Annotated in this window: 22 protein-coding genes; 9 read left to right on the forward strand and 13 right to left on the reverse strand. The window is 70.0% G+C overall.

Going from position 1 to position 23,174, the window contains the following annotated elements; translation table 11 throughout:
- The coding region (locus ABZV40_RS43360; protein WP_355455604.1) for a DUF222 domain-containing protein at positions 1–932 on the reverse strand (932 nt) is incomplete at its 3' end.
- A gap of 362 nt (positions 933–1,294) precedes the next feature.
- Between ABZV40_RS43360 and ABZV40_RS43365 the strand changes: the two genes are divergently transcribed.
- From ABZV40_RS43365 to ABZV40_RS43375, 3 genes are all read left to right on the forward strand, one after another.
- The gene (locus ABZV40_RS43365; RefSeq protein WP_355455606.1) at positions 1,295–4,033 is read left to right on the forward strand and encodes a DEAD/DEAH box helicase; all 2,739 of its coding nucleotides are present in this window, start codon (positions 1,295–1,297) and stop codon (positions 4,031–4,033) included.
- Positions 4,034–4,129: 96 nt separating this feature from the next.
- Positions 4,130–4,819, forward strand: coding sequence for a DUF4333 domain-containing protein (locus tag ABZV40_RS43370; RefSeq protein WP_355455608.1), 690 nt, complete (start codon positions 4,130–4,132; stop codon positions 4,817–4,819).
- A 48-nt stretch (positions 4,820–4,867) separates the two neighbouring features.
- Positions 4,868–6,037: a GNAT family N-acetyltransferase gene (locus ABZV40_RS43375; protein WP_355455610.1), complete on the forward strand. Its 1,170-nt coding sequence runs from the start codon at positions 4,868–4,870 to the stop codon at positions 6,035–6,037.
- Here the strand turns inward: ABZV40_RS43375 and ABZV40_RS43380 are convergent.
- A complete protein-coding gene (locus ABZV40_RS43380; RefSeq protein ID WP_355455612.1) occupies positions 6,034–6,978 on the reverse strand; it encodes a 5'-3' exonuclease in 945 nt (314 codons plus the stop codon). The genes ABZV40_RS43375 and ABZV40_RS43380 overlap by 4 nt on opposite strands.
- A gap of 28 nt (positions 6,979–7,006) precedes the next feature.
- Here ABZV40_RS43380 and ABZV40_RS43385 point away from each other — a divergent pair, with 28 nt between their 5' ends.
- Positions 7,007–8,128 carry a Xaa-Pro peptidase family protein gene (locus ABZV40_RS43385; RefSeq protein WP_355455614.1) on the forward strand — a complete coding sequence of 374 codons (1,122 nt, stop codon included), beginning with the start codon at positions 7,007–7,009 and terminating at the stop codon, positions 8,126–8,128.
- Positions 8,125–8,571: an Lrp/AsnC family transcriptional regulator gene (locus ABZV40_RS43390; protein ID WP_189255336.1), complete on the forward strand. Its 447-nt coding sequence runs from the start codon at positions 8,125–8,127 to the stop codon at positions 8,569–8,571. The genes ABZV40_RS43385 and ABZV40_RS43390 overlap by 4 nt, the downstream gene beginning before the upstream one ends.
- Before the next feature lie 59 nt (positions 8,572–8,630).
- Here the strand turns inward: ABZV40_RS43390 and ABZV40_RS43395 are convergent, their stop codons facing one another.
- The 8 genes from ABZV40_RS43395 to ABZV40_RS43430 all read right to left on the reverse strand — a co-directional run bounded on the left by ABZV40_RS43395 (position 8,631) and on the right by ABZV40_RS43430 (position 15,185).
- Positions 8,631–9,230 carry an ATP-binding cassette domain-containing protein gene (locus ABZV40_RS43395; protein WP_355455616.1) on the reverse strand — a complete coding sequence of 200 codons (600 nt, stop codon included), beginning with the start codon at positions 9,228–9,230 and terminating at the stop codon, positions 8,631–8,633.
- A 146-nt stretch (positions 9,231–9,376) separates the two neighbouring features.
- Entirely contained in the window at positions 9,377–10,240 is an 864-nt protein-coding gene (locus tag ABZV40_RS43400; protein ID WP_355455618.1) for a hypothetical protein, read from the reverse strand.
- Between the two features lie 17 nt (positions 10,241–10,257).
- Positions 10,258–11,250, reverse strand: a complete 993-nt coding sequence (locus ABZV40_RS43405; RefSeq protein WP_355455620.1) for a proline racemase family protein — start codon at positions 11,248–11,250, stop codon at positions 10,258–10,260.
- Complete coding sequence (locus ABZV40_RS43410) at positions 11,247–12,155, reverse strand: dihydrodipicolinate synthase family protein (protein WP_355455622.1); 909 nt, start codon at positions 12,153–12,155, stop codon at positions 11,247–11,249. The genes ABZV40_RS43405 and ABZV40_RS43410 overlap by 4 nt, the downstream gene beginning before the upstream one ends.
- On the reverse strand, positions 12,152–13,345 hold the full coding sequence (locus ABZV40_RS43415; RefSeq protein WP_355455624.1) for an FAD/NAD(P)-binding oxidoreductase: 1,194 nt from the start codon (positions 13,343–13,345) through the stop codon (positions 12,152–12,154). Before ABZV40_RS43415 ends, ABZV40_RS43410 begins: the two co-directional genes overlap by 4 nt.
- Positions 13,342–13,536: a 2Fe-2S iron-sulfur cluster-binding protein gene (locus tag ABZV40_RS43420; protein WP_355455626.1), complete on the reverse strand. Its 195-nt coding sequence runs from the start codon at positions 13,534–13,536 to the stop codon at positions 13,342–13,344. The genes ABZV40_RS43415 and ABZV40_RS43420 overlap by 4 nt, the downstream gene beginning before the upstream one ends.
- Positions 13,533–14,612, reverse strand: coding sequence for an FAD-dependent oxidoreductase (locus ABZV40_RS43425; protein WP_355455628.1), 1,080 nt, complete (start codon positions 14,610–14,612; stop codon positions 13,533–13,535). Before ABZV40_RS43425 ends, ABZV40_RS43420 begins: the two co-directional genes overlap by 4 nt.
- 27 nt (positions 14,613–14,639) lie before the next feature.
- Complete coding sequence (locus ABZV40_RS43430; RefSeq protein ID WP_355455630.1) at positions 14,640–15,185, reverse strand: XRE family transcriptional regulator; 546 nt, start codon at positions 15,183–15,185, stop codon at positions 14,640–14,642.
- 30 nt (positions 15,186–15,215) lie between these two features.
- Here ABZV40_RS43430 and ABZV40_RS43435 point away from each other — a divergent pair, with 30 nt between their 5' ends.
- Positions 15,216–15,602, forward strand: coding sequence for a hypothetical protein (locus tag ABZV40_RS43435; RefSeq protein WP_355455632.1), 387 nt, complete (start codon positions 15,216–15,218; stop codon positions 15,600–15,602).
- Positions 15,603–15,615: 13 nt separating this feature from the next.
- Here ABZV40_RS43435 and ABZV40_RS43440 read toward each other — a convergent pair whose 3' ends face one another.
- Positions 15,616–16,491: a DUF4231 domain-containing protein gene (locus ABZV40_RS43440; protein ID WP_355455634.1), complete on the reverse strand. Its 876-nt coding sequence runs from the start codon at positions 16,489–16,491 to the stop codon at positions 15,616–15,618.
- Positions 16,492–16,699: 208 nt separating this feature from the next.
- On the opposite strand from ABZV40_RS43440, the gene ABZV40_RS43445 reads away from it, so the two are divergent.
- Both ABZV40_RS43445 and ABZV40_RS43450 read left to right on the forward strand, forming a co-directional pair.
- Entirely contained in the window at positions 16,700–19,582 is a 2,883-nt protein-coding gene (locus ABZV40_RS43445; protein WP_355455636.1) for an alpha-L-fucosidase, read from the forward strand.
- A gap of 66 nt (positions 19,583–19,648) precedes the next feature.
- Positions 19,649–20,479 carry an oxygenase MpaB family protein gene (locus tag ABZV40_RS43450; RefSeq protein WP_355455638.1) on the forward strand — a complete coding sequence of 277 codons (831 nt, stop codon included), beginning with the start codon at positions 19,649–19,651 and terminating at the stop codon, positions 20,477–20,479.
- Here ABZV40_RS43450 and ABZV40_RS43455 read toward each other — a convergent pair.
- Positions 20,469–21,233 (reverse strand): alpha/beta fold hydrolase, encoded by a 765-nt coding sequence (locus ABZV40_RS43455; RefSeq protein WP_355455640.1) that lies wholly within the window; start codon positions 21,231–21,233, stop codon positions 20,469–20,471. The genes ABZV40_RS43450 and ABZV40_RS43455 overlap by 11 nt on opposite strands.
- Positions 21,234–21,330: 97 nt before the next feature.
- Between ABZV40_RS43455 and ABZV40_RS43460 the strand changes: the two genes are divergently transcribed.
- Positions 21,331–22,797: a cellulose binding domain-containing protein gene (locus ABZV40_RS43460; protein WP_355455642.1), complete on the forward strand. Its 1,467-nt coding sequence runs from the start codon at positions 21,331–21,333 to the stop codon at positions 22,795–22,797.
- A 65-nt stretch (positions 22,798–22,862) separates the two neighbouring features.
- On the opposite strand, the gene ABZV40_RS43465 is transcribed toward ABZV40_RS43460, so the two are convergent.
- Positions 22,863–23,093 carry an HNH endonuclease signature motif containing protein gene (locus ABZV40_RS43465; protein ID WP_355455644.1) on the reverse strand — a complete coding sequence of 77 codons (231 nt, stop codon included), beginning with the start codon at positions 23,091–23,093 and terminating at the stop codon, positions 22,863–22,865.
- Between the last annotated feature and the right edge of the window lie 81 nt (positions 23,094–23,174).

Genomic DNA, 23,174 nt, shown 5'->3' on the forward strand with positions numbered 1-23,174 from the left:
ATTCCGGCGGGGAAGCTGCGGGTCTTGCGGCCGATGTCCATCGGCTGCGACCGCTCCCCCAGCACCAGCGGGATGATCCCCGCATCGCAGGCCAGCTGACGCACCTGCTCGACCGGAACACGCTCGCCGTTGTCCAGCATGCCTTCGCCGAGCTGCCCGGCCAGGTCGTCGTAGCGCATCGTCACCGTGAGCGTGACCGGCTCGCCACCGTGCTCGGGAAGCTGGTCGGCGCGCAGCATGAGGTCCACCAGCTCGGCCAGCGCATCGCCTTCACGTTCGGCCCGCGAGCGCGGGTCGGGGCCTTCCTCGGCCGTGGTGGGGCGGGGCTTGGCCAGCGGGTCGAGCAGGGCCTCGTACTTGGCGCCGGTGACCTTGTCCAGCTTCGCCCGGATCTCCAGGCAATCGTCCTTCCAGCGCATCACGTGCTGGTTGACCTGCCGCTCGGGTTCGCGGTCGCGTGGTTCCGGGTCGTTCTGAAGGAGCGCGTAGACCAGCTTGCGGCCCAGCGTCCGCAATGCCACCGGGTCATGTTCGCGCGCGAGGTCGACCACGGTCTGCTCGTACTCGGCGGGCAGATCCTTCATCACCTCGGCCACCAGCGCGACATGCTCCATCGACAGCACACCCTCGGCCGCCGCCGACGCGGTCACGGGTAGTTCCGGGGCGATCTCGCTGCCGGTCGGCGTGATCCCCGATCCGAGCAGCGCGGCATTGGCCACCCACTGCTTGGCGGTATTCCGGCTCCAGCGGACCGCGTGCTGCAACAGCTGAGCCAAATCCTTATAGCCAAGCTCGCTGGCGGCGCCACGCCGATTCAACTCGGCGACCTTGCGCATCACCGCATACTGACGAGCCTGAAGATCCGCCACCTCATCGACGAGGTGGCTCAGCACCTCGCCGGTAGAAAGGAGTGGAAGGTCAGGTTCGATCACGTGTTCTAATCTACCGCAAGATCACGACATAAATGCAGGTAAAGCCGTACACGAAAGTGTGAACCGCCCGCGCGAACCCCTCACGCGAAGGCGAAGCCGAGCCCGAAAAGGCCTGATACCGACCCGGTAGGCGGTATGACGTGACGTGCCCGGTCGGCGCAGCCCGGCATTTCAAGGCCGACCAGCGCCTCGCAAGGGCCCCGAAGTCAAGCTCCGATCGCGGTCGTCGCGAAGCGTCGATGACGCAACCAAGCCCCGTCATCCACCCGCGCGGCCAGCGCAGTCTCCTCGATAGCTTCAGTGTTGTCTGAAGTTAATCTATCTCGGCGGCGTTTGTCGGTGTGATGTGAAAGCCTGAAGGGGTGTCACGTGCTTCGCGGTCCCCGGCCGAGGCCTACGCCCACTCCCGGCGCAACGCCCAGCGGCCCAAGCTGACCGACTTCGGCTCCGTCATCTCGTTCGAGCTGGACCCGTTCCAGCGCCAGGCCTGCGAGGCCCTGGAGGACGGTCATGGCGTGCTCGTCTGCGCCCCCACCGGTGCCGGCAAGACGGTGGTGGGCGAGTTCGCCGTGCACCTCGCGCTCAGCGAGGGCCGCAAGTGCTTCTACACGACGCCGATCAAGGCGCTCAGCAACCAGAAGTTCGCCGATCTCACCGCGCGGTACGGGGCGGAGAGCATCGGGTTGCTGACCGGCGACACGAGTGTCAACGGCGGGGCGCCCGTGGTCGTCATGACCACCGAGGTGCTGCGGAACATGCTGTACTCCGGGTCGTCCACTCTGGACGGACTCGCGTACGTCGTCATGGACGAGGTGCACTACCTGGCGGACAGGTTCCGCGGTCCCGTGTGGGAAGAGGTCATCCTGCACCTGCCGGAGCACGTGCAGGTGGTCGGTCTGTCCGCGACGGTCAGCAACGCCGAGGAGTTCGGTGAGTGGCTGGTGGCGGTGCGCGGCGACACGAGCGTGGTGGTGGACGAGCACCGGCCCGTGCCGCTGTGGCAGCACATGTTGGTGGGCAACCAGATGCTCGACCTGTTCGAGGGCGACGAGACGCACGCGCGGATCAACGCCCAGGTGCTGCGCAAGACCGAGGAGCTGGCGCGCTACCACGTGCCGTTCAGCCGTGGCCGCAACCGCGGTGGCACCGGCAGGCCGTCGCGCAACTCCGGGTTCAAACCGCCGTCGCGCATCGACATGATCCAGCGGCTGGACAACGCCAGCCTGTTGCCCGCGATCGTGTTCGTGTTCAGCCGGGCCGGGTGTGACGCGGCGGTCGCGCAGACCGCGCGGGCCGGGCTGCGGCTCAACACGCCGGAGGAGACCGAGCAGGTTCGGCGGATCATCGACGAGAAGACGCGGGACCTGCCCGAGGCCGACCTGATGGTGCTCGGGTTCTGGGAGTGGCGGGAGGCGCTGGAGCGCGGCATCGCGTCGCACCACGCCGGGCTGCTGCCCGCGTTCAAGGAGACGGTCGAGGAGCTGTTCGTCCGCGGGCTGGTCAAGGTCGTGTTCGCGACCGAGACGCTCGCGCTGGGCATCAACATGCCGGCGCGGACGGTCGTGCTGGAGAAGCTCGTCAAGTACAACGGTGAGGCGCACGTCGATCTCACGCCCGGCGAGTACACGCAGCTCACGGGGCGTGCGGGGCGGCGGGGTATCGACGTCGAAGGGCACGCGGTCGTCGTCTGGCAGCCCGGGATCGACCCCAAGGCGGTCGGCGGGCTCGCTTCCACGCGCACGTACCCGCTGCGCTCGTCGTTCCGGCCCGGCTACAACATGGCCGTCAACCTGGTGCACCAGCTGGGAGCGGCGGCCGCGCGCGAGATCCTGGAGCAGTCGTTCGCGCAGTTCCAGGCCGACCGGTCGGTGGTCGGGCTCGCGCGGCGGATCGAGCGGAACAAGGAGGCGCTGGCCGGCTACGCCGAGTCGATGACGTGCCACCTCGGCGACTTCGCGGAGTACGCGGGTCTGCGCCGCAGGGTCGCGGACCGGGAGAAGCAGCTCGCCAAGCAGAACACGAACGCGCGGCGCATCGAGACGGCCAAGTCGCTGGAGAAGCTGCGCAAGGGCGACGTGATCGCGGTGCCGTCCGGGCGGCGCAGCGGGCTCGCGGTCGTGATCGACCCCGGCATCGAGCCGCTGGGCGAGGCACGGCCGCTGGTCGTCACCGAGGACCGCTGGTCCGGGCGGCTCACGAGCGCCGACTTCCCGGCGCCGGTCGAGGTGCTGGGGCACATCCGGCTGCCGCGACAGGTCGACGTGCGGTCGCCCAAGTCGCGGCGCGACCTCGCGTCGACGATCCGCAACACCGGCATCGCCGTTCCGTCGCGTGGCCGCAAGAAGACCACGGCGGACGACGACCCCGAGCTCGCGACGCTGCGGCGTGCCCTGCGCGCGCACCCGTGCCACGGCTGCGACCAGCGCGAGGACCACGCGCGGTGGGGCGAGCGGTACCACCGGCTGCTCGCCGAGACCGAACAGCTGGAGCGCAAGGTCGCCGCGACCACGCACTCGCTGGCGCGCCAGTTCGACCGCATCCGGGCGTTGCTGCGCGAGCGCGGCTACCTGTCCGAGGCCGACGAGGTCACCCAGGACGGCAAGCGGCTGACGAGGCTCTACAGCGAGTCCGACCTGCTGGCCGCCGAGTGCCTGCGGCACGGCGTGTGGAAGGGCCTCAAGCCGGAGGAGCTCGCCGCCGTCGTGTCGTCGCTGGTGTACGAGGCGCGCCGGGACGGTCCGGTCGAGGCGCGGTTGCCGCAGGGGCCGGTGTCGGACGCGATGCTGGGGACCGTGCGGCTGTGGGCGGAGATCGAGGACGACGAGCGCCGCCACAAGCTGGAGCGCATCACTCGGCAGCCCGATCCGGGCTTCGCGTGGCCGGTGTTCCGCTGGGCGCGCGGCGAGTCGCTGGAGAAGGTGCTCAGCGCGGCCGAGGCGGGCGGCAACGAGCTCGGCGCGGGCGACTTCGTCCGTTGGTGCCGTCAGGTGATCGACCTTTTGGACCAGATCCGTGATGTGGTCGGACGAGACGACGCCGTCGGCGCCGCGGCGGCCAAAGCCGTGGACGCGCTGCGGCGCGGAGTTGTGGCGATGATGTGACGTGCGCCTGACGAAGGTTTTGCGAGTCGGAGTAAAGACTGACGTCAGCGGTGTGGTTGGATCGCGCCGCAACGTCGTACACACGGAGGTCGACAGATGAGCAGCCCGTACGGACCGTCCGGAGGGAACGATCCGCAGCAGCCCTGGGGCCAGCCGCAGCAGCCGCAGCAGCCCTACGGTGGCGGTTTCCCTCCCGGCACACCGTCCGGCGGCTTCCCGGCTCAGAACCCCTACGGCCCGCCGCAGCCCCAGCCCGGGCCGCCGCAGCAGCAGCCGTACCCCGGTTTCGATCCGTCACAGCAGCAGACGCAGCAGTACGGCGTTCCCCAGCAGCCGCAGTCGAACCCGTACGGCACGCCGGTGCCGGGCGACCCCTACGGCCAGCAGACGCAGCAGTACCCCGGCCAGCCCAACCCGTACGGCCAGCAGCCCGGCGGCTACGGCCAGCCGGTCCCGCCGAAGAAGAAGTCGAACGCGGCCATCTGGGTCGCCGCGGTCGTCGTGGTGCTGCTCGTCGGCGGCGTGCTGTTCACCGGGTTCGTGTCGCCGGCGTTCTTCAAGAAGAAGATCTTCGACAACACCGCCGTGCAGAACGGCATCGTCCAGATCCTCAAGGACGAGTACAAGATCTCCGACGTCGGCGCCGCGACCTGCACGGGTGAGAACGAGGTCAAGCCCAACACCTCCTTCGAGTGCAAGGTCCAGGTCGGCGGCAAGGACAAGAAGGTCAAGATCGTCGTCAAGACCGAGGACGGCGAGTACGAGGTCGGCCAGCCCACGGGCTGAGCGAAAACCCGGGTGCGCCCGCGATCGTGGTGAGCCACGATCGCAGGCGTGACCGAGATCCGCGTCCTCAGCGACGAAGCGCAGTTCCGTGCCCATGCCACGGTCTTCCGCCGCGCGATGCACTGGGGACCGCCGACCGACGAGCAGTGGGACGTCATCCGTCCCTCCTACGGGCCAGACCGGGTGCTCGCGGCGTTCGACGGCGACGAGATGATCGGGACGACCCAGTCCTACGCCTCCTCTCTTGTGGTGCCTGGTGGCGCAGTTGTGCCGCACGCTGCCATCTCGCGCGTGGGTGTGCGCGCTGACCGCACGCGCCGGGGCGTGCTGACCGCCCTGATGCGCGAACAACTCTCGACGCTGCCGGATCCGGTGGCGTCGTTGCGCGCCTCCGAGGGGCGCATCTACGGCCGTTTCGGCTACGGCCTGGCAGGGCGGTGGCGGTCCGTCGAGATCGACGCCGAGCGGGCCGTGATCCCCGGCGGGATGACCGGCCGGGTGCGGATGATCGACGCCGAGGCCGCCGACAAGCTGCTGCCGGAGCTGCACGAGACGATCGGGCTGAGGCGGCCCGGTCAGATCGGCAGGTGGCCCGGCTGGTGGACGCGGGCGCGCGACCGCAGGGGCGGCGCCGATTCCTCGGCCACGGTCGTCCACAGTGGACCTGATGGTGACGACGGTTTCCTGACCTACAAGGTGTCCGAGGTGAAGGACAACCGGTACCGGATGTCCATTCAGGACTTCGTGTGGGCGGGCGAGGACGCGTGGCGCGACCTGTGGATCTACGCGTCACGGCTGGACCTCGTGCACACGATCGAGCACGACGTGGCGCTCGACGACCCGCTGACCTGGCTGTTCGAGGACCCGCGGGTCGTCCGCACCAAGGACGTGTTCGACGAGATCTGGCTGCGGCTGGCCGACGTGCCGCGCATGCTGTCCGCCCGCACCTACGGCACCGCCGAGCCGGTCGTCATCGAGGTGCGGGATCGGCTGCTGCCCGCCAACGACGGCCGCTACCGGGTGTCGCCGGACGGTGCGGAGCGGGTCGAGGCACCGGCCGATCTCGTGATCCCGGTCGACCTGCTCGGTGCCGTCTACTTCGGTGACACCACGTTCTCGCAGCTCGCGGCGGCCAAACGGATCGAAGGGACCCGTCTGGCCGACGCTGACGCGTTGTTCGCCGTGGACCGCAAGCCGTACTGCGGCACGTTCTTCTAGGGGCGCCGTTCCATCGCGTTGACCAGGCGCGGCACCGAGCTGCCCAGGCCCCAGCGCTGCGTGAGCTCGCGCAGCCGCTCGGGGTCGGCGGGCACCCGCGGCACCTCGTCGTCGCGGTCCAGGACCACGGGCGCGTCCAGGGCCGTGCGGACGACGGTGGGTGCGGCCGCCAGGTACTCCTCTGCCGCGATGAGCGCGTTGCGGGCCTTGGTGGTGAGCTTGCGGTCCATCGGGTCGGTGACGGCCTTGAGCAGCTCCTCCAGCGAGCCGAACTCGGTGATGAGCTTCGCGGCGGTCTTCTCGCCGATGCCCGCGACACCCGGCAGGCCGTCGGACGGGTCACCGCGCAGCACGGCCATGTCGGCGTAGGCGGAACCGGCGTTCTCGACCGGCAGCGCGTACTTCGCGGCGAGCTCCTCGGGGCCGAGGACCTCCGCCTTGTTCCAGCCGCGGCCGACGTACACGACGTGCACGGGCGTGGGCTCGAAGCGCACGACCTGGAACATGTCGCGGTCGCCCGTGACCACCTCGACGGGGGACTTCTGCTCGCGGTGGGCGAGCGCGCCGATGACGTCGTCGGCCTCGTAACCCGCCGCCTCGCCGGTGCAGATGCCGGCCGCGTCGAGCACGTCGAGGATGATCGGGATCTGCGGCGTGAGGGTGTCCGGGACCTCCTCCTCGCCGTCCACCGCGTCCTCGGCGACCCGGTGCGCCTTGTAGGACGGCAGCGCCTTCACCCGGAACTCCGGGCGCCAGTCGGCGTCGAGGCAGGCGACCAGCCGTGCGGCGCCGCGGTCGGTGATGACGCGGGCGATCGTGTCGACGAACCCGCGCACGGCGTTCACCGGCGTGCCGTCGGGCGCGGTCATCGAGTCCGGCAGCGCGTAGTACGACCGGAAGTAGAGGCTCGCGGAGTCGAGCAGCACCAGGGGAGAGCTCACGGTTGGACAAGCTACTAGGCTCAGGCGCATGGCAACGATCACCGGCCCCATCGACGTGTCCGCGCTGCGTGCGCGGCTTGACCGTGCTTCCGCCGCGGCCGAGCAGGCGGGCGTCGACGCCCTCCTCATCTCGCCCGGTTCGGACCTGCGGTACCTGATCGGTGCCGGTGGCGACTCCTTCGAACGCCTCACCTGCCTCGCGCTGCCCGTCGGCGGCACCCCGACACTGGTCGTGCCGAAGCTGGAACAGCCCGGCTACGCCGCCATCCCGACCGACGAGCTGGGCGTGCAGGTCGTCACGTGGGTCGACGGCGAAGACCCGTACGCGCTGGTCAAGGCCGCGCTGAAGGGCTCGCGCGTCGCCGTGGCGGACATGATGCCCGCCCTGCACACCATCAAGCTCGGCAACGCCATCGGCGGCGAGCAGACCCTGGCCGGGCCGATCATCCGCGAGCTGCGCATGCGCAAGGACGCGAGCGAGATCGCCGCCCTGCGCAAGGCCGGTGCCGCGATCGACCGGGTGCACGCGCGCATGGGCGAGTTCCTGCGCGTCGGCCGCACCGAACGCGAGGTCGCGAAGGACGTCGCCGCGGCGATCGTCGAGGAAGGCCACACCGTCGCCGACTTCGTGATCGTCGGTTCCGGCCCCAACGGCGCCTCCCCGCACCACCGCGACTCCGACCGCGTGGTCGAGGCCGGTGACGTCGTCGTCATCGACATCGGCGGCCCGGTCGCCGAGGGCTACAACTCCGACTCGACCCGCACCTACGTGATGGGCGAGCCGTCGTACGACGACGTCCGGGACACCTACGCCGTCCTGCAGGCCGCGCAACAGGCCGCCGTCGACGCCGTGAAGCCCGGTGTCACCTGCGAAGAGGTCGACGCCGCCGCCCGTTCCGTGATCGCCGACGCGGGCTTCGGCGAGTACTTCGTGCACCGCACCGGCCACGGCATCGGCCTCGACGTGCACGAGGAGCCCTACATCGTGAGCGGCAACGCCCTGCCGCTCGAACCCGGCATGGCGTTCAGCGTCGAACCCGGCATCTACCTGCCCGGCCGCTGGGGCGCGCGCATCGAGGACATCGTCGTGGCCACCGCCGACGGCGTCGAGTCCTTCAACAACCGACCTCACGAGCTGGTGGTGCTTTGACCCTCGAGCAGATCGACAGAGCGATCCTGAAGGAACTCGCCTCGGACGGCCGGTGCAGCTTCACCGACCTCGCCGAACGCGTCGGCCTGTCCGTGTCGGCGGTGCACCAGCGCGTGAAACGCCTGGAACAGCGCGGCATCGTCAAGGGCTACGCCGCGCGCCTGGACGGCGCGGAGATCGGCCTGCCCATGTCCGCCTTCATCTCGCTCTTCCCGATCAACCCGGCCGAGCCCGACGACTACCCGAAGCGGCTGGAGCACCTGCCGGAGATCGAGGCCTGCTACTCGGTGGCGGGCGACGCCTCGTACGTGCTGCGCGTGCGGGTCGCGTCGCCCACGGCGCTGGAGGAACTGCTGCAGAAGATCCGGGAGTCGGCCAACGTGTCGACGCGGACGACCGTGGTGCTGTCCACGCCGTACGAGGACCGGCCGCCTGCGGTCTGAGTCTTCGGCTTGTGGTTGCGTTTAGGGCTGCTTCGCGACGATGACGCAAGCCGCGCGGATCACGACGCCGCCAGCGGCACGCACAGGTCCGCCAACGCGATCAAACGCGGGTCGTGCGAGGCCACCACGGCGGGTACGGGCAGCGACGCCAGCGTTTCCAGCACCAGGTCGGCGGACCGCGTGTCGAGCTGCGAGGTCGGCTCGTCGGCGACCACGACGGAAGCGCCGCGTGCCAGCGCGCAGCCGAAAGCCAGGCGTTGCTGCCGGCCGCCGGACAAGGCTCCGATCCGCCAGGTCGCGGACTCTCCCAGGCCCAGCCGGTCCAGCAGGGTCAGGTCCGCGGCACCGGCGGCGCGGAGGTTCTCGCCCACGGTCAGGTGTGAGATCAGGTTGTCGGTCGGGTTCTGGAAGACGACCGCGATCTCCTTGCGCCGCAACGCGCGCAGCTCGGACCACGACAACGCCGAGGTCGGGCGGTCGTGCACGAAGACCTCGCCCACCGACGGGCGTTCGACCAGGGAGAGGACTCGCAGCAGCGTCGACTTGCCCGAGCCGGACGGGCCCGACAGCACGGTGAGGCCGGGGGCGATCGTCAGCGACACGTCCGAGACGGCGCGCACCTGGCCGTAGGACACCCCGACGCCACAAGCGCGGATCACCTGAGCAGTTCTCCGATCCGCGCGGTTCGGGCACCGCGCAACGCCAGCCAGGCGCCCAGCGGACTCGACAGGGCTGCCCTGGGCGCGGCTCTCCACGGCAACTGCACGAGCGCACGCTAATCGCCGTCACGCGATTTGGGGAGCTTTCAGGCCCACTTCCAGCGGATGCCGACCCAGTTCACCGACACGTCGGTCTCGAAGTGGTGCACCGAGTTCGTGTGGTCCAGCGCGAGGTCGATCGTCCGGTGCGGCTCGGACTCCTGCCAGTCCTGGAGGTAGACGTGCGGGTCGAGGGGGAGCGCGGCCGGGTCGAAGTGCACCTCGATCAGGCTCTGCGCCATGAAGCACCGCACGCCGTGCGCGTACTCGAAGCTGTCGAGCCGCGTCGGGTCGTGGACGGCGAACTCGAACACCCACGTCTCGCCCGCCGTCAGCGAACGGTCGAAGAGCAGCTCCTCGACGGTCACGTGCTCGGCCTCGTTGCGCGAGGACCGGCCGGCCCGGCAGTTGCGGACGGGCTCGTGCACGACTTCAGACGTGCGCACCGAGTCGTCGCAGTAGTAGTGGGCGTAGAAGCGGTCGACGCCGTCCTTGCGCGCACGGCCGACCACCTGCACGTGAACGCGGGACGCGTGTCGTTCGGCGTTGACGAAAACCCGGTCGTGGCGGGAGACGATCTCCAGGTCGTAGGTGTTGAAGCCGGGCATCATGCCGGGGACGACGTCCGGCCAGCCGCTCGGGCCGGAGTGCTCCAGCAGGCGCAGCAGCGACCGGGACGGCACCTCCAGCAGCTCCTCCAGCACCGAGACCGCGCGCAGCGACTTCGGGGAGATCGGCCGCACCCTGCCCTGCTGCCAGTCGCTCAACGTCGACAGCGCCACCGCCACGTCCTGCTGCGCCAGCCGCAGCCGCAGCCGTTCCAGGGTGAGGCCGCGGCGGCGGATGGCCGCGCGCAGTGCCGAGTGGAACGGTCCGATGCGCAGCAGCGCTTCCAGACTGGGCGTGGTCACGGCACCGAGCGTAACGACTACAGCGAGAACCCCTCCGGGAACGGATCGGTGGCGTCGAGGAGGTACTGGCCCATCCCGGTGATCCACGCCCGACCGGCCACAGTGGGCAGCACCGCCGTTCGGTCACCGAGCGGGACCTCTTCGAGCAACCGGCCGATGAACCTGGTGCCGATGAACGACTCGTTGACGAAGTCCGCGCCGATGCCGAGCTCACCGCGCGCGTGCAGCTGGGCCATCCGGGCGCAGGTGCCTGTGCCGCAGGGGGAACGGTCGAACCAGCCGGGGTGGATCGCCATCGCGTTGCGCGAGTGCGCGCCGTCGAGGCCGGGCGCGGTGAACTGGACGTGCTTGCAGCCGCTGATCGCCGTGTCCACGGGGTGCACCGGGCGGTTCGTCGCGTTGATCCGGTCCATGATGGCCAGACCGGCGGCCAGGACGCGGTCCTTTTCCGCTCTGTCGAAGGGAATGCCGAGATCGGCCAGCGGCAGGATGGCGTAGAAGTTGCCGCCGTACGCCATGTCGTAGCGGACCTCGCCCAGTCCCGGCACGTCGACCAGCGCGTCCAGCTCGTGGGCGTACGCCGGGACGTTGCGGATCGTCACGAGCTTCGTACGGGTGTCGTAGTCGGCCAGCACGAGCCCGGCCGGGGTGTCGAGCCGGACCGTCGTGACGGGCTCGGTCACCTCGACCATGCCGGTCTCCACCAGGACCGTCGCCACGCCGATGGTGCCGTGCCCGCACATCGGCAGACAGCCCGACACCTCGATGTAGAGCACGCCCCAGTCCGCGTCCGGGCGGGTCGGCGGCTGCAGGATCGCGCCGCTCATCGCCGCGTGGCCGCGTGGTTCGTTGACGAGCAGCTTGCGGATGTGGTCGTGGTTCTTGACGAAGTTCAGCCGCTTGTCGGCCATGGTCTCGCCGGGGATCACGCCGACACCACCGGTGATCACCCGCGTCGGCATGCCCTCGGTGTGCGAGTCGACCGCGCTGAAGTACCTGGCGAACCTCATACCGTGTCCAATTTCTTGGTAGCCAGCTTCATGTCGGCGTCGACCTGGGCGCGCTGCTCGGGGCTGAGCGGCCCGCGCGGCGGCCGGCACGGACCGCCGTAGCGGCCCACGAAGTCCATGGAGTGTTTGATGGCCTGCACGAACTCGGTGCGCGAGTCCCAGCGGAACGCGGGTACGAGCCGTTCGTACAGCGCGCGTGCCTCGGCGAGCTTGCCCAGCAACGCCAGTTCGAACAGCTCGGTGCACTCGGCCGGGAACACGTTGGGGTAGCCCGCGAACCAGCCCGTGGCGCCCATCAGCAGGCTTTCCAGCACGACGTCGTCGGCGCCCGCGACGACGGTGAGGTGCGGGGCGGCGGCCTTGATCTCCAGCACGCGGCGGACGTCGCCGGAGAACTCCTTCACCGCCACCACGTGCTCGATCTGGCCCAGCTCGGCGATCAGATCGGGGGTGAGGTCGACCTTGGTGTCGATCGGGTTGTTGTAGACCATGATCGGCAGTCCGGCCTTGGCGACCTCGCGGAAGTGGTGCACGACCTCGCCGCGGTTCGCCCGGTACATGGTGGGCGGCAGGCAGAGCACGCCGTCCGCGCCGTCCTCGGCCGCCAGGTCGGCCCAGTGACGGGCCTGGTGCGCGCCGACGCCGTGCACGCCGATGACCGCAATACCGCGACCTTTCACCGCGGCGATGGCGGTCTGGGCGACCTGCCTGCGTTCCGCGTCGGTCAGCGAGGAGTACTCGCCGAGCGAGCCGTTGGGGCCGACGCCGCGGCAGCCGTTCTCGACGACCCACTGGCAGTGCTCGGCGAGCTTGTCCAGGTCCGGGCGCAGTCCCGCCGGGGCTTTCGGGTCTTCGGCGTAGGGAAGTGCGGTGGCGACGATGACGCCGTCCAGGCGTTCGGTCATGACTGCTTCTCCTCCGGGAGGGCGGCGAGTTCGCCGAGGGGGATCGGGACCGCGATCACGCGGCGCTGGCCGTCGAACGGGACGCCGGTCAGCTCGGCCGCGTTGCGGGCGCAGACGCGGCCCTGGCAGCGGCCCATCGCGACGCGGCTGGTGAGCTTGAGCTCGCGCAGGCCGGTGGCGTCGGTGAGGTCGGCCAGGCTGACCTTCTCGCACCGGCAGACCGTCGTGTCCGGGTTCAGCCACGTCCGCCAGCCCGGCCCGATCGCGTGCGCCCTGGCCAGGGCCTGCGCGAACAGGCGGCCCCGGCGGACGGCCCGCACGGCTTCCGGCGGCGGTTCGCGGCCCGCCGCGGCGGCTCCGGCGACGACCCCCTCGGCCTCGGCCAGGTCCGCGCCGCCGATGCCGGTCACCTCGCCGGCCGCGTAGACGCCGGGGACCGACGTCTGCTGGCGTTCGTCGACGTCGAGGAAGTCGTTGGTGCGCTTGGCGTTCGGCACGAGGTCGGTGCGGGGGAGGAAGCCGTACCCGGCGCAGACCAGGTCGGCGTGCTCGGTGCGGTGGCTGACCGGGCGCCAGTGGCGGTCGAGCTTCGCGACCGTGACCCGGTCGCCGTGCTTGGCGATGACCGCGGTGCGGGTCTCCAGGTGTGTCAGGGCTTTGCGGTAGCTCGCGAGCTCGCCGAGCTTGTGGCGGTTGGCCAGCACGGCCCTCGCCTCGCGGGTCCAGGCGAGGGGGGAGTTCGCCTCGTAGACGCCGACGAGGGTGGCGCCGAGGTCCCGCAGGGCCGTCGCGACGGGCAGCAGGAACGGGCCGGTGCCCGTGACGATCACGCGTTCGGCGAGGGTGACGCCCTGCTTGGCGAGCGCCTGGGCGGCACCCGCGGTGATCACGCCGGGGCCGTCCCAGCCGGGGAACGGCAGTGCGCGGTCGTAGGCGCCGGTCGCGATGACCAGCGCGTCGAAGCCGAGCTGTCGTGGTCCCCGCAGGTGGAGGGTCTGGTTCTCGACGAGCCAGGCCTCGGTGTTCTTCAGGTGCGTGATCCCGGCGTGGCTGAACTTCGCGCGCCCGCGCAGGTACTGGCCGCCCGCGTCCGGTTCGGCGTCGACCATCGTCACCCGCGCGCCCGCGTCGGCGGCGGTCCTGGCGGCGGCCATCCCGGCCGGTCCCGCACCCACGACCACGACCCTCATGGCTGTGCTCGTTCTTCGGTCCTGATCACGTCGCCGTCGCGCAGCTGGTGGCGGCACGCGCGGACCTCGGGCACGCCGTTGATCTCCGCGACGCAGCCGAAGCAGACGCCGATGCCGCAGAAGAACCGTCCCGGCAACAACTCCGCGACGTGCGCGACCTCGCGCTGCCGGCCGTTGAACGTGACCTTCACAGCATCACCTCCGGCCGGTCGACGCGGAACGGATGGGGGTCGACGTGCGGGGTGGCGCCGGTGAGCAGTTCGGCGAGCAGGCGCCCGGTGGCGGGAGCCAGGCCGACGCCCGCGCCCTCGTGACCGGTGGCGTGCCAGAGTCCGGGGGTGCGCGGGTCCGCACCGATGATCGGCAGGTGGTCCGGCGCGTACGGGCGGAAGCCGCCGTACGCGCGCATCACGGGTACCTGGGCCAGCATCGGGAAGAGCGCGATCGCTTTGCGCGCCAACGCTTTCAGCACCTCGCTCTCGATCGTGTCGTCGAAGCCCTTGCGCTGCCGGCTCGACCCGATCAGCACCGTGCCGGCCTGGGTCGACTCGACGACGCCGGACGTCTGCAGGTCGGCGTCGTCGCTCGCGACCGCGCCGACGTAGTCCGCGTCGTAGACCTTGTGCCGGATCGTGCCGGGGATCGGGGTCGTCACCAGGACGACACCGCGCCGGGGCAGCACGTTGACGCCGAAGTGCCGTGCCCACGGACCGGCGGCGTTGACGACCGCGCCGCAGCTGATCACGCCGTCGGCCGTGGTGACCGAGCGGCCGTCCGTTGTGGACACCTCGGTGCGGGCGACCCTGATGCCGCGCAGCAGGGCTCTCGTGGCCTTGACCGGGTTGAGCTGCGCGTCCTGCAGGTAGTGGACCGCGGCGGTGATCTCCGGGTTGAGGTGCGGTTCGTGGGCCAGGGCTTCGGCCGCGGTGAGCTCGCAGGCGTCGATGCCCGCCGCGCGCTGCCTCGCCGCGAACGCCTTGAGCGGGCCGGCCGCCTCGGCGGTCGTGGCGACGACCAGGCCGCCCTTCTCCTCCCACTCGCTGTCTGCGGCCAGCTCGGGCCACAGCTCGCGGCTCGCCTTGGCCAGTTCGAGCTCCGGGCCGGGTTCCTTGTCGCTGACCAGGACGTTGCCCTCACCGGCCGCGCTGGTGCCCGACGCCGGTCCGGTGCGGTCGAGGACGACGACGTCGAGCCCGCGCGCGGTCAGCGCCTGCGCGCACGCGGCCCCGATGATGCCCGCTCCCACGACCACGACGTCCGGTCGCATCTCCACCTCCGTTCAATAGAATGAACGTTAGTGCCTCGGGTACTCCAGCACCAGCACCGAGCTGACCTCACCTCCGACCGTCTCGTACAGGTGCGGGACCGAGCCGGGGAAGCACACGTAGTCGCCGGGCCCGAGCTCGTAGGGCCCCCCGGCCGGTCCCACCCGCAGTCGGCCGCTCGTGACCAGCACGTGCTCCTTGCCGGGATGACCTTCGCTGGTCTGGGTGGCCCCCGGCCGGATGCGCTGGTCGTAGATCTCCAGGACGGTGCCCGCGATGTCCATCCGCCGCATCAGCCGCAGGTCGACGGCGTTGCTGCTGAGCACCTCGACGTCCGCGGCCCGCACCAGCAGCACGTCCGGTGGCGTCCGCTCGGTCACGAGCTCCGACACCGGCACGTCCAGAGCGTTCGACAAACTGAACACGGTCTCGATCGTCGGGTTGCCCGCGCCGCTCTCCAGCTGGGACAGCGTGCCCTTCGCGATCGACGACCGCCGCGCGAGCTCCGACAGGGACAACCCGCGCTGCTCCCGGAACGCCCTGATGTTGGCGCCGAGCACCTGACCCGCACTCATAGCCACTGATCGTTGCATAGGCTTGCGCCCATGACTGCGTACACGGAGGCGGAGGGGAAGACCCTCCGCACGGCCGTTTTCGGTGCCATGGTGCTGGTGTCCACGGCGGACCCCGGCTCGGTCGACGAGGAGAGCCACGCGGGCATCAGGGCCATGACCCTGCTGCCGGACGAACTGCGCGCCGTGATCGCCGCCGCGCCGCCCACGCTGCCCGAGGGGTCGGCGTCCGATGTGGAGGCGGGCGTGCTCGCCGCGCTGAAGGACGCCGTGCGGATCATCGACGCGCACGACCCGCGTGAGGTCCCGGTCTTCCGCGGCGCCGTGACGGAGATGGTCCGCTCGGTGGCCGGTGCGGACGGTGAGGTGGCCGCGTCCGAGAAGGAGATGGTCGCCCGAGTCGTCGAAGCTCTGGCCTGACGCGAACGGTGTCTCAGGCGGCGTTCGGCTGGGACACCGTCCAGGTGCTGTTCTCCTTGCGGAAGTTGTCCTCCGCGTCCATCACCGCGTTCGCCCACTCGTCCTCGGGGACGTCGGCGAGCTGGTCGGCCACGGAGGCCAGGCTGTTGGCCGCGATCGAGTACGTGAGGCGCAGCTTCTCGTGCTGCCGCAACCCGAGCCACGCGGCGCCGCTCGCGACGATGGCCGCCATCACGCCGGAGATGTCGACGTCCCACACGCCGAACCCGCGGCCCGCCGCCAGGACGATCGCGATCAGCTCACCGGCCAGCAGCAGGGTTCGCAGCCGGTTCGCGCGTTCCTGGTGCAGGCGTGCGCTCGCCGCGTACCACTCCTGCTGGTTGCGGATCCGCTCGTCGAGGTAGACCTGCCGGCGTTCCTCCAGCGGCCTGGCCCGCAGCTCGGCCATCCGCTGGGTCGTCTGCCGGCTCACGCTGTGGAACGTGATCTCGACGCCGTCGCGCGCCACGATCTCGTTGACCCGCCGCCCGAACAGCTTCCTGGCCTCGGGCAGCGGCATCGTCGCCGGGAACGGGTGACCGCTCACCGTGAACCGCCACGCGAGCGACTTGATGTCCTCGGCGATCGTGCGGCCCGTGGTCCAGTCGCGCTCCGGGCGCTGGATCCACAGCATGATCTCCGCGAACAGCGCCGCCAGGAAACCCGCGAGGGCCACCAGGGCCCAGAGGTCGAACTTGCCGACCTTCCAGCTCAGTGCGCCGCCCAACGCCGCGATCACCGCGCTGACCAGCCGCAACCGGCTCAGCCGGAAGGTCAGCCGCTGGCCTGCGACCGCGATGCCGTCAGCGTCGTGGAAGATCGCCGGGAAGTCCGCTTCGATCATGGCCATGTGTTATCACGCTTCGGCCGCCCGCGGAGAGGCGATCTCGGAGCGGGGGAGCGGCGTCACCCGGACAGCCGAGAAGGCCTGCGGGCAGCCCGTCCCGAACAGCTCCGATGAGTCCCGGTAACCCAGGCGTCAGGAAAGCTTGACCTGGGTAGTTCCGGTTGTAATCATCGGATCTCTCGCCGCCGCCCCGACGAGAAAAGCGATGGTCATGGCACTACGACGTTTGTGTGTGGCCGTGGTGGCCGCGCTGCTCGCTGGCCTGGTCACGGTCGTCCTGCCTGCCGCCGCGCAGGCCGAGGTGCGGCACCCGAGACAGGAATGGCTGCGCAAGTCCACCGCCGGCCTGTTCCTGCACTGGGGCATGTTCACCGCCCCGAAGCACCTGAACTGCGCCGAGTGGGAGCGCGACGTCACCGGCGGAGGGTGGACCCCCGACTACTGGATCGACGAGGCGCGCAAGCTCGGCGCCTCCTACGTCGTGCTGGCGACGTTCCACTCCCGGCTCGGCTACGCGCGCCCGTGGCCGTCGAAGATCCCCGGCAGCTGCGCGACGCAACGCGACCTGCTCGGCGAGCTCGTCGCGGCGGGCAAGGCCAAGGGCGTCAAGGTGATGCTCTACATGACCGACGACCCGCAGTGGCACGCCGAGCAGGGCGTGGAGATGCTCGACTCGGCCGCCTACTCCGCCTACCGGGGCGAGAAGGTCGACCTCACCACCCGCGAGGGTTTCGGCAAGTACAGCTACGACCTCTTCTTCGAGGTCATGAAGAACTACCAGGACCTCGCCGGGTTCTGGATCGACAACGACAACGAGTACTGGGAGCGCAACAAGCTCTACGAACAGATCCGGCAGCTGCAGCCCACCTGGTTGTTGAGCAACAACAACGAGGACACGCCGATCATGGACACGGTCTCGAACGAGCAGAAGACCGGCATGTTCCCGTCCTACGACTACCCGGCCGCGACGTTCACGCCGATGCCGCGCCTGACCGAGGCCTGCTACAAGCTGCCCACCACCGGCGACTGGTGGTACAGCGGCGGTGACTCCGCCGTCGACACCCGCCTGAACGTCGGCCGCTACGTCACCAACGCGGGCTCCTCGATCAAGTCGCTGATGGCCGAGACGCCGATGGTCAACGGCAGGATGCCCGCGCAGCAGGAGGCCTACAACAACTTCATGTCCACGTGGGTGCCGCCGATCCGCGAGTCGATCCAGGGGGTCGAGGGCGGCGGCTACATGTACGGCGGCATGCAGCCCGGCTTCTGGAACGACGGCGCGCACGGCGTCATCACCGTCAACCCTTCCAGCGGCAAGCAGTACGTGCACGTGGTCACCCGCCCGCGCGCGGACTTCGTCCGGCTGCGCGACAACGGGTATCGCGTCTCGCGCGTCACCGACCTGCGCACCGGTGAGCGGATGCGGTTCTCCCAGTCGGCCGGGTACCTGACGATCGAAGGCATCGCCAACTGGGACGAGTACGACACCGTGTTCACCGTGGAAACCCGTGGGCAGCAAGGTCTCTACGATGGCGTGAAGGCGTACGCGACGTCCTCGAAGGACGGGTTCCCCGCCTCGAACCTCACCGACGGCAGCTACGAGAAGTACTGGGACGCCAACGGCGCCCAGCCCGTCTCGATCTCGCTGGACCTGGGGCGCCGCAAGGAGGTCTCGTTCCTCGCGATCAACCAGCGCGAGTCGTCGCCGACGCACGCCCGCGTGTCGTTCGGCCGTCCGGAGGACTCGGCGCGGATCAAGGACTACCAGCTGACCGCGTCCGACGACGGCCGCAACTGGTGGCACGTGCGTTCGGGCGCCTTGCCCTCCGCGCGCGGCACCCAGTTCATCGACGTCGGCGCGACGAACGCGCGGTGGCTCCGGCTGACCGTGGTCAACACGTGGAGCGGGCCGCAGGCACCCGTCTTCTTCAAGCAACTGCAGATCGACGAGATCCGGGTCGGGCACAGCTATCCCCGGTCGGCGCGGGAGGGCGCGCTGGAGGCCGAGGACGCGGCACGGTCGGGTACGGCGCGCAGCTCGTTCTGCGAGGCCTGTTCCGGTCAGCGTCAGGTGACAGGGCTGGGCGGCGGTGAGGGCAACGCCGTGACCTACCGCGATGTTTCCGTTGCGACAGCAGGGACCTACAACCTGCAGCTGGCGTTGACGGCCGCGGAGGCGTCGTCGGTCTCGGTGTCGGTGAACGGCGCGGCGCCGGTGTCGGTCGCGGTGCCCAAGGACCGCGCCGACGTGCCGGACCCGACGTCGCTCGCGGTGCCGTTGACCGCGGGCCGCAACACCGTCCGCGTGTTCGGCACGGGCAAACCGCTCGGCCTGGACCGGATTTCCGTCGGTGGCCTGCCCCCGTCGACGTACGCGCCGAAGACGACCCTGACCGTCGAACCCCATGGCGTGCAATGGGTCGCGCCCGGCCAGCAGTCCGTGAAGATCACCGCGCGGCTGCGGCTCGACGCCGACGACCAGATCGACAACGTCTCGCTGGCGCCGGCGCTGCCCGCCGGGTGGACGCTGACCGGCTCGCCCGCCACCCGCGCGTCGATGCGGCTGGCCGGGGTGCTGGAGGGCGTGTGGACCGCGGTGTCGCCGGCCGGACAGGACGTGGGTTCGGTCAGCATCCCGGTGACCGCGTCGTTCCAGTTGCTGGGGTCCGACCGAAAGGTGCCGGGTGCGGTGCCGGTGCGGACCAGGCCCGCCGACCGCGTGTTCGTGCGGGAGGCGGAGGACTCGGCGAACCTGTTCGGCAGCACCGGGCTGACCGGCTGCGGGTCGTGCTCGGGCGGGGAGAAGGTGCGCAACATCGGCGGCGGCCCGGACGCGTCGGTCACCTTCCCGAACGTCGTGGTGCCCGCCGCGGGCGCGTACCGGCTGTTCGTCCAGTTCACGGTGAACGGTCCGCGCTCGTACTTCATCTCGGTGAACGGCGCGGCGCCCGTCGAGCTCAAGCTGGACGGGGTCGGCAACAGCACGCCGTACGTGGCCGAACTCCCGGTGACGTTGAACGCCGGCCCGAACACGCTCAAGTTCGGCAACGACACCGCGGGCGCACCGGATCTGGACCAGATCGCGATCGGCTGAACCGGCTGAACGGCACCCTGCGCGAGCGGGGTGCCGTTCTCAGCTGCCGCGTCGCATCATGGGGAGATGCTGGAGGCACTGCGGCGGCAGCTGAGCGACGGTCTGTTCGAGAAGGTCGCGGGTCCGGAGCGCGAGAAGCACGCGCGGCGGATCCACGGCGCACCCGGTCCACGCCTGTTCGCCGACGACCGGCCGATCCGGCACGTGCACGCGGATCACGCCATGTTCATCGGCGGGCTGCGGGCGTTGTTGCTGCAGTCGTTGCACCCGCTCGCGATGGCCGCGGTCGCGCAGCACTCCGACTACCGCACCGATCCGTGGGGACGGTTGCAGCGCACGAGCCTGTTCGTCGGCGTGACCACCTACGGTTCGGTCGAGGACGCGCACGAGGCGATTGAACGGCTTGCGCGGGTGCACTCGTTCATCCACGGCACGGCGCCGGACGGCAGGCCGTACCGCGCGGACGACCCGCACCTGCTGGCCTGGGTGCACGTGGCCGAGGTCGACAGCTTCCTGCGCTGCCACCGCAAGTACGGCGAGAAACCGCTCGACGACTACGACGGGTACGTCGCCGACATGGCCGTGATCGCCGACGCGATGGGCGTGCCGGACCCGCCGCGCACGGTCGCCGCTCTGGACGCCCGGCTGGACTCCTACCGGGCCGAGCTGAAAAGCACGCCCGAGGCCCGGGAAGCGGCCCGGTTCCTGCTGCTCAAGGCGCCGTTGCCGATGCTCGCGAAGGGGCCGTACGCGATCCTGGCCGCCACGGCGGTCGCGAGCCTGCCGGTGTGGGCGCGGATTCCGCTGCGGCTGCCGTACCTGCCGATCGCCGAGGCCACCGGGGTGCGGTTCGCGGGCCACGCGTTGATGCGCGGCCTGCGGTGGGTCACGGGCTGAGGAAGTCCATCACGAGCGGGGTGGCCGTATCGCGGAACTCCTCGAAGTAGCCGTGCCGCGCGCCCTCGACGAGGTGCATCCGCGCGCCGGGAATCCTCGACGTGATCAGGGGAGCGTTGGCGGTGGGGTTGAAGATGTCGTCCGTCCCGTGCACCACGAGCGTCGGCGCGGTGATCGACGGCAGCACGTCCCACGCGTCGTGCTCCGCGCTCGCGAACAGGTGCAGCTTGCGCGCGTAGGGCGGCATCGACGGGTCGCCGAGCGTGCTGAACGGGCCTTTGTACGCCGGTGTGTACATCAGCTCTTCCAACGCCCTGCGCGCCTTCATCGGGTCGACCTGAGCCAGCGACCTGCGCACCTCGGCGCTGCGTTCGATCGCGTGCGGCCCGCCGGGGGAGGTGCAGCCGAGCACCAGCCGGTCGACGCGGTCACCGTGCGACGCGGCGATCCACTGCGCGATCCGGCCGCCCATCGACGTGCCGTAGACGTGCGCCTTGCCGATGCCCGCGTCGTCGAGGACCGCGACGCAGTCCGAGGCGAAGAGTTCGGTGCTGTAAGGGGTTTCGGGCTTGTCGCTGGAACCGGTGCCGCGGTGGTCGGTGACGATCGTGGTGAACCGCGTGGCGAACATCGGTGCGACCTGTGACCACCAGCGGGACGAGTTCGACTGGCCCGCGATGAGCAACAGCGGCGGTCCCGAGCCCTCGACCGAGTAGAAGAGCGCGGTTCCGTCGGCGGCACGAGCGTGGGGCACGACTGGACAGTCTAGGACCTTGACGCCGGGGTTGATGGTCTAGTCCAATTCTCCCGGGAACCCCCTGCCGGCCGCCACGTTAGGGACGGAGCAACCCATGCAGTTGTTCGCTCGGATAAGCGCGGTGGCCGCACTGGTGCTCGGCACCGTGATCGTGAGCCTCGCCCCTGCCAACGCCGCCGGTGTCACGGCGACGTTCACCAAGCAGTCCTGGGACACCGGGTACACCGCCACGGTGACGATCAAGAACGAGACCAGCGCGGCCATCAGCTCCTGGAAGGTCGAGTTCGACTACCCGGCCTCCACCGCCGTCGGTGCCTACTGGGACTCGCTGCTCACCAGGAGCGGCAACCACCACACGTTCGTCAACCGCGAGTACAACGGCTCGGTCGCGCCCGGCGCCAGCGTCACGTTCGGCTACAACGCCTCCGGCACCGCCGACCCGTCGAACTGCACGATCAACGGCGCGGCGTGCACCGGTGGAACGCCCCCGACGACGACTACCACCACGACCACGACCACCACCACCGCGGGGCCGCCTCCCACGGGATCGTTGCCGCGCAAGGTGCTCGTCGGTTACCTGCACGCCAGCTTCGCCAACGGCTCCGGCTACCTCCGGATGGCGGACGTGCCGGACGAGTGGGACGTCATCGACCTGGCGTTCGCCGAGCCCACCAGCGCCACGTCCGGTGAGCTGCGGTTCGCCCAGTGCCCGGTGGCGGAGTGCCCGAACGTCGAGTCCGAGGCCGACTTCATCGCGGGCATCCGCGCCCAGCAGGCCAAGGGCAAGAAGGTGCTGATCTCCATCGGCGGCCAGAACGGCCAGGTGCGGCTGGAGACCACGGCGGCACGCGACGCGTTCGTGCGGTCGGTCGGCGCGATCATCGACAAGTACGGGCTGAACGGGCTCGACGTCGACTTCGAGGGCCACTCGCTCTCGCTCAACGCCGGTGACGTCGACTTCAAGAACCCCACCACGCCGGTGATCGTGAACCTGATCTCGGCACTGAAGTCGCTGAAGTCCCGCTATGGCGCCGGCTTCATGCTCACGATGGCGCCGGAGACGTTCTTCGTGCAGGTCGGCTACCAGTTCTACGGCGGCGCGGGCGGCGGTGACGCGCGCACGGGTGCGTACGTGCCGGTGATCGAGGCGATGCGCAACGACCTGACGTTGCTGCACGTGCAGGACTACAACTCCGGACCCGTGATGGGCCTGGACAACCAGTACCACAACATGGGCGGCGCCGACTTCCACGTGGCGATGACCGACATGGTGCTCGCCGGGTTCCCGGTGCGCGGTGACACGTCGAAGGTGTTCGCGCCCTTGCGCCAGGACCAGGTCGCCATCGGCCTGCCCGCCGCGCAGTACGCGGGCAACGGCTTCACCTCCGTCGCGGACGTCCACACCGCGCTCGACTGCCTCACCAAGGGCACGAACTGCGGCAGTTACAAGCCGAAGGGCGTCTACCCGAACCTGCGCGGCCTCATGACGTGGTCGATCAACTGGGACAAGTACAACAACTACGAATTCTCCAAGCAGCACAGGGCTTACCTGCCCAGGTGACCGTCCGGCGACAATTGCGTGGGCTGGGCACGTCATCACCGCTACCTGGGTCGGCATTAGGCCGATCACGCGACCGAGTTGACGAGATTGCGTCTCGGCTTTTGGTCCGGGTCGAGCCAGCTGGGTGCGTAGAACGTCGGTAGGCCGTGCACCATTGTCACTTCCCACTCGCTCTGGTGGATGAGTGTGTGGTGATGGCGGCAGAGCAGCACCGCATTCTTGACCGATGTATCGCCACCATTCGCCCAGTGATGGACATGATGCGCGTCGCATTGTTTGGGCGGTCTGCCGCAGATGGGTCGACCTTGAGCGCGCCTTCCGAGTTTCCTCGGGCACGTTTCTCAAGGTCGCCCGCCGAACCGGACGTGCGCCTCTCA

Source organism: Lentzea sp. NPDC004782, assembly GCF_040609115.1.
Taxonomy (GTDB): domain Bacteria; phylum Actinomycetota; class Actinomycetes; order Mycobacteriales; family Pseudonocardiaceae; genus Lentzea.

Bases quoted from the DNA above. Each gene is read 5' to 3' on its own strand.
- ABZV40_RS43370 (WP_355455608.1), top strand. From the start codon at position 4,130: ATGAGCAGCCCGTACGGACCGTCCGGAGGGAACGATCCGCAGCAGCCC.
- ABZV40_RS43385 (WP_355455614.1), top strand. From the start codon at position 7,007: ATGGCAACGATCACCGGCCCCATCGACGTGTCCGCGCTGCGTGCGCGG.
- ABZV40_RS43405 (WP_355455620.1), bottom strand. From the start codon at position 11,250: ATGAGGTTCGCCAGGTACTTCAGCGCGGTCGACTCGCACACCGAGGGC.
- ABZV40_RS43410 (WP_355455622.1), bottom strand. From the start codon at position 12,155: ATGACCGAACGCCTGGACGGCGTCATCGTCGCCACCGCACTTCCCTAC.
- ABZV40_RS43415 (WP_355455624.1), bottom strand. From the start codon at position 13,345: ATGAGGGTCGTGGTCGTGGGTGCGGGACCGGCCGGGATGGCCGCCGCC.
- ABZV40_RS43425 (WP_355455628.1), bottom strand. From the start codon at position 14,612: ATGCGACCGGACGTCGTGGTCGTGGGAGCGGGCATCATCGGGGCCGCG.
- ABZV40_RS43430 (WP_355455630.1), bottom strand. From the start codon at position 15,185: ATGAGTGCGGGTCAGGTGCTCGGCGCCAACATCAGGGCGTTCCGGGAG.
- ABZV40_RS43435 (WP_355455632.1), top strand. From the start codon at position 15,216: ATGACTGCGTACACGGAGGCGGAGGGGAAGACCCTCCGCACGGCCGTT.
- ABZV40_RS43440 (WP_355455634.1), bottom strand. From the start codon at position 16,491: ATGGCCATGATCGAAGCGGACTTCCCGGCGATCTTCCACGACGCTGAC.
- ABZV40_RS43445 (WP_355455636.1), top strand. From the start codon at position 16,700: ATGGCACTACGACGTTTGTGTGTGGCCGTGGTGGCCGCGCTGCTCGCT.
- ABZV40_RS43450 (WP_355455638.1), top strand. From the start codon at position 19,649: ATGCTGGAGGCACTGCGGCGGCAGCTGAGCGACGGTCTGTTCGAGAAG.
- ABZV40_RS43460 (WP_355455642.1), top strand. From the start codon at position 21,331: ATGCAGTTGTTCGCTCGGATAAGCGCGGTGGCCGCACTGGTGCTCGGC.